Origin of the sequence: Aeromonas sp. ZOR0002 (assembly GCF_963866995.1) — a bacterium.
Classification (GTDB): domain Bacteria; phylum Pseudomonadota; class Gammaproteobacteria; order Enterobacterales; family Aeromonadaceae; genus Aeromonas; species Aeromonas caviae.
Map to the genome: position 1 here is coordinate 3,356 of NZ_CAWMFQ010000253.1, position 5,059 is coordinate 8,414.

Sequence of the window (5,059 nt, forward strand, 5' to 3'; positions counted from 1 at the left end):
GCAGTCCCGGCGGGTCGTCGAGCAGGCGGCCCGGCTCCAGCAGCAGGTGGCCGTCGGCATGAAAGCCCAGGCTGGCGTGAACCTTGCCTTCCTCGCCACACACCTGGAGGAGGCCGTTCAGGGAACCCCCCTCGCCGGGTTGACAGCGCAGCCGCAGCTCCCGTGGTTCCCCCAGCAGGGTGAAGGCGCGGGCGAGGGGCGGGCTCTCTTCATAATCCGGCCAGTTGAAGAAGTGATAGCGTTCGGCGAGCACGCCGGCCTGCTGGCAGAACTGATCGAACAACTGGGCAATGCCCTGATACTCCTGGTCCAGCCGCCTGGCCTGCTCCTCAATCCGTTTCATCACCCAGCCCCCTCTATCCATTTGATTGGACATTGATTTCGTCACTCGCTCCCCTCTTCCCGCTGGTATGGGCCGAAAGCGGTGCCAGGTCTGTGAGCGCGATCGAGTTTTCGTTATGAAAACGTTATCTTGTTGATGCGGATTGGTTTTTTTTGCCCATCCGCTCACATTTACGGCAATTCCCGCTGATTAATATGACACCGCTCGGCAATGACCGGGTACTCGGATATCGAGACTAACTACAGCGGGAATTATAAAAAAATGGATATGAAAAAGACCAAAGTGGCGCTGGTAACAGCCTCACTGCTCGCGCTTTTGTCAGGCTGTAACGACAACAGTTCTTCTGCTCCTGCCCCTCAGGATGAGCCCGTCGCTCGTCTTCCCAACGTCCAGCCCCCGGCCGAACTGCTGACGGCCGGCCCTGACGAAGCGGTCATCGCCCTGGTGGATACCCAGACCAGCGCGGCGCGCGGTGTCACCGGCCCGTTCGCCAGCCACAGCCTGCACCTGTGGAACAACGACGCCTGCAACTCGACCTCGGAGGGCGGCCTCAACACCGGTTGGGATGACAAGAGCAAGACGCCGTCCGCGGCGGACAGTTTTGGTCCGGCCTGGGTCGTGCCGCTCTCCAAGATGGAAGGCTGCATCAACTTCATCGCCCGCAACGGCGATCTCGCGAACCTGACCGGCAGCGACATGAAGGTGGTCTTCAACGATCACCCGGATCGCACCGTGGCCATCGTCGCCGGCAAGAACGAGATCTTCGGCAGCCGGGCGGAAGCCTTCACCGCCGCCTTCGGCGTGGCGGGGGCCAGTGCCCATCTCATCGACGACAACACCCTGATTTGGCAAGGGGGCAAGGACAAGCCCTATGTGCGCCTCTACTACACAGAGTCAGGCACCATCACGGCAAACAGCGAGGGCGTATTCGATTTCCCCTACCTCAAGCTGACCCCGACCAGCCTGACCGAAGAGCAACAGGCCAAATACCCGCACCTCAAGGATGCCGCCGCCTTCGCCCTGCCCGCGGGGAAAGATCTCAAGCCCCTGCTCAAGGGTGAGCTGGTCGCCATCGGGACCGATGCGGACGGCATCCTGCAGGGGGCGACCCTGGTGCAGAGTGCCGGTGCCCTCGATGCCCTTTACAGCGAAGCGGCCACCAAGCTGGCCTACGGCGCCGTGGTGGAGGGAGGCAATGTCACCTTCCGGCTCTGGGCACCGACCGCCAAGTCGGTCAAGCTGGCGCTGTTCGACGAGCAGCACAAGTCGCTTGGCGAGCGCGCCATGACCCTGGACGAGGCCAGCGGCAGCTGGAGCGTGCAGGGGGGCAGCGATCTTGTCGGCAAATACTACCGCTACGACATCCAGGTCTATCACCCGGTCAGCCGCAAGCTGGAATCCTATCAGGTGACCGACCCCTACTCCTTGAGCCTGGCGATGAACTCCGAGTTCAGCCAGGTGGTGGATCTCGACGATCCGGCCCTCAAGCCGGAAGGCTGGGACAGCCTCAAGGCGCCCCACAGCCAGAAGAACCCCGCCGACATCACCATCTATGAGGCCCACGTCCGGGATCTGACCGGCAACGACGAGTCGACGCCGGTGGAGCACCGCGGCAAGTTCCTCGGGCTGACCGACAGCGACAGCGTGCCCGTCACCCACTTGAAATCCCTGGCCAAGAGCGGCGTCAGCCACCTGCACCTGCTGCCGGTGTTCGACATCGCCACCGTCAACGAGGATCCGGCCAAGGTGGCCAACATCGGCGATGACTTCAGCAAGCTGTGCGAGGTCAATCCCGAGGTCAAGAACTCCAGGTTTGCCAGCCACTGTGGTGGCGGCGAGACCATCGAAGCCGTGCTCGGTGATCTGCAAGCCAGCGACAGCAAGGAGAACCCCGTGGTGCAGGAGCTGTACGGCTATCTGCGCGGGGTGGACTCCTTCAACTGGGGCTATGACCCCTACCACTACACCACTCCGGAAGGCTCCTACGCCACCAATGCGGAGGGGACGACCCGGATCAAGGAGTTCCGCGAGATGGTGCAGGCCATCAAGCAGAACATCGGCATGAACGTGGTGATGGACGTGGTCTACAACCACACCAACGAAGCGGGTCTCGGTTCCAAATCCGTGCTCGACAAGATTGTGCCCTGGTACTACCAGCGCCTCAATCCGGAGACCGGTTCGGTGGAAAACTCCACCTGCTGCTCCAACACGGCGCCGGAACACGCCATGTTCGCCAAGCTGATGGATGACTCCCTGGTCACCTGGGCACGGGACTACAAGATCGATGCCTTCCGCTTCGACCTCATGGGCCATCACCCGAAAGATCAGATGGTGCAGGCCCTGGCCGAGGTGAAGAAGGTCAATCCGGACATGTACTTCTACGGCGAGGGTTGGAACTTCGGCGAGGTACAGGATGACAAGCGGTTCGTGCAGGCGACCCAGAAGCATCTGGCCGGTACCGGCATCGGCTCCTTCTCCGACCGGCTGCGTGACGCGGTGCGCGGGGGCAGCCCGTTCGATGGCGGCGAAGCCATTCGCAAGACCCAGGGCTTTGGCAACGGCGCCCTGGTGGATGCCAACGAGCTGGACGGCGTCGATCTCGCCACCGCCCTGCATCAGTCCGATCTGGTGCGCCTCGGCATGGCGGGCAACCTCAAGGAGTTCGTGCTGACCGACAAGGACGGCATTCCGAAGAAAGGCTCCGACATCGACTACAACGGTCAACCGGCGGGCTATGCCCAGGATCCGACTGAAATCCAGAACTATGTCGACAAGCACGACAACCAGACCCTGTTCGACAACCTGGTGTACAAGGCACCCGCCGGGGCCGACCTGGTGCGGATGCAGGGGGTCTCTCTGGCGACTGCCATGCTGGGTCAGGGCATTCCCTTCACCCACGCGGGTGTCGAACTGCTGCGCTCCAAGTCCATGGAGCGGGACAGCTACGACTCCGGCGACTGGTACAACCGGGTCGATTACACCCTTGGCGACAACAACTTCGACAAGGGCTTGCCGCGCAAGGACAAGGACGAGGCCAACTACGAGCTGATCGAGCAGGTGCTCGGCCAGCACGCCAAGCCGGGTTCGGCCGAGATGCATCAGATGGTGAACTTCTACCAGGAGCTCTCCGAACTGCGTCAATCCTCTCGTCTGCTGCGTCTTGGCAGCGGCGCCGAGGTGATCAAGCGGGTCGACTTCCGCAACACCGGCCCTGAGCAGATCCCTGGTCTCATCGTGATGAGCGTGGATGACGGGGTGGGCGCCGGTGCGGATCTGGATCCGGCCATCGACGGCCTGGTGGTGATGATCAACGCCACCAATCAGCCCCAGAGCATCGGCGATTTCCGTGACGGCAAGGATCAGCCCATCGATCTGACCGGCATGGTCCTGAGCGGTGCCCACCGTGACTCCGACAGCATCGCCAGCGGGGCGGCCAATGACAGCGGTCAGCTGACCCTTGGCGCCTGGTCGGCGGCAGTGTTCGTCAAGCCGCAGAGCGGTGCCCAGGGTGCGGGGCTGCCGGTGAGCAAGAAGACGGATCTGAGCACCTTGCCTCCCTTCGGTGACACCGAGGTGTTCGTGCGCGGTTTCCTGAATCAGTGGGATCCGGTCAACAAGATGAACTTCAGTGGCAACTTCACCTATGAGTTCACCACCGAGGTGACGGCGGATCAGCTGGGGTCGACCCAGGTGAAGATCGCTGGCAACGAGTGGAGCGGCCCCGTCAATTACGGCAAGTGCAGCGATACCGACCAGCTTGCGACCGGCCAGGTCAATACGCTCTGTGCCAATGGCGGGGATCTGCCGTTCAACGTGGAGAAGGCTGGCACCTACAAGTTTGTCTTCACCGCCATGAACAAGGACAAGCCCACCCTGAGCGTCAGCTACACCGAACCGGCGCAGAGCTGCAAGGTGCTGGATACCGTCGCGGGCAATCCGCTCGGCTTCCCGCTCTATGTGCGCGGCAGTCTGAGCGACTGGAACGCCCAGCCGGCCTACCAGCTGAGCTACAAGGGGATGGAAGGCAACCTCGCCATCTATCAGGCCGCCTTCAACTACGCGGGCAGCTTTGACTTCAAGTTTGCCAACGACGATGGCAACTGGAGCAAGCAGTTCTTCGTGAAGGATGCCGGTGGCACCCTGATCGCACTGGAGCCCGAGCAGGTTTACCCGCTCCAGCACGGCGACGGTGGCATGGGCAACAACAGCATCACGCTGGAACAGGGTCTGTGGAGCTTCCTGGTGAAGGTTGACCCGACCCAGACTTCCGGCGAGGTGGGCAGCGTCATCATCCAGGAGTGCAGCGCCAAGTAAGTCTTTCCCATCGAGCCCGGGGCTGGCTCGGCAACCCCGGGTTGAATTCCGCCTCGCCAAGGGCGGGATAACACCGAGAGAGTAAGCAAAGCGCGACTGCCGACCGGCAGCCGCGCTTTTTCTTTGCTGTGGGCGAGGCAATAAAAAAGCCGCCCCGTTGGGGCGGCTGTTGGTTGTACCGTTAACGGTCGGCCTAGCGTTTTCGCAGCAGGCGCAGGGCGTTGGCGGTGACCAGGGCGGTGGCGCCGGTGTCGGCCAGCACCGCAATCCACAGGCCGGTGATGCCGAGCAGGCTGGTGACCAGGAAGATGGCCTTGAGCCCCAGCGCCAGCGCGATGTTCTGGTGGATGTTGGCCAGCGCCGCGCGGGAGAGCCGGATCATGGCGGCAACCCCGCCGAGCT

At 62.5% G+C, this 5,059-nt stretch carries 3 protein-coding genes; 1 reads left to right on the forward strand and 2 read right to left on the reverse strand.

The genetic code is table 11. The features are described 5' to 3' along the window. The coding region (locus AACR77_RS14015) for a hypothetical protein (protein WP_042882366.1) at positions 1-343 on the reverse strand (343 nt) is incomplete at its 3' end. Between the two features lie 261 nt (positions 344-604). Here AACR77_RS14015 and pulA point away from each other — a divergent pair. Next, positions 605-4,657, forward strand: a complete 4,053-nt coding sequence (pulA, locus tag AACR77_RS14020; protein ID WP_042882362.1) for a pullulanase-type alpha-1,6-glucosidase — start codon at positions 605-607, stop codon at positions 4,655-4,657. Between the two features lie 193 nt (positions 4,658-4,850). Here the strand turns inward: pulA and AACR77_RS14025 are convergent. Then, positions 4,851-5,059 (reverse strand): hypothetical protein (locus AACR77_RS14025; protein ID WP_156133358.1); only part of this gene is annotated, 209 nt, incomplete at its 5' end.

What these genes read in the sequence shown, in the direction of transcription:
- pulA (WP_042882362.1), top strand. Translation starts at nt 605, where the DNA reads ATGGATATGAAAAAGACCAAAGTGGCGCTGGTAACAGCCTCACTGCTC.